Origin of the sequence: Pantoea sp. SIMBA_079 (assembly GCF_046940275.1) — a bacterium.
GTDB classification, from domain to species: domain Bacteria; phylum Pseudomonadota; class Gammaproteobacteria; order Enterobacterales; family Enterobacteriaceae; genus Pantoea; species Pantoea borealis.
On the sequence record NZ_JAWRYR010000488.1, the window covers coordinates 1 to 262 of the forward strand.

Below are 262 nucleotides of genomic sequence, written 5' to 3' on the forward strand. Positions count from 1 at the left end.
GGTGCTATCATTGCCCAGCAGGGTGCGTTTCAGTTGCGATATTTCGGCGCTGAAATTTTTGTCGTCGATCTGGTCGGCATTCTGGTGTTGCGTGAGCTCGGCGTACTTCTGACGGCTATCATGATCGCGGGGCGCTCAGGAAGCGCCATTACTGCCGAGATCGGCTCCATGAAAATGCGTGAGGAGACCGACGCTCTTACGGTCATAGGTCTCAATCCGGTCGGCGTTCTGGTCTTTCCACGTCTTGTGGCGCTGGTCATAG

Annotated in this window: 1 protein-coding gene; it reads left to right on the forward strand. The window is 55.7% G+C overall.

Going from position 1 to position 262, the window contains the following annotated elements; all coding sequences use genetic code 11:
• Positions 1 to 262 (forward strand): MlaE family ABC transporter permease (locus SB719_RS20905; RefSeq protein ID WP_412159854.1); only part of this gene is annotated, 262 nt, incomplete at both ends.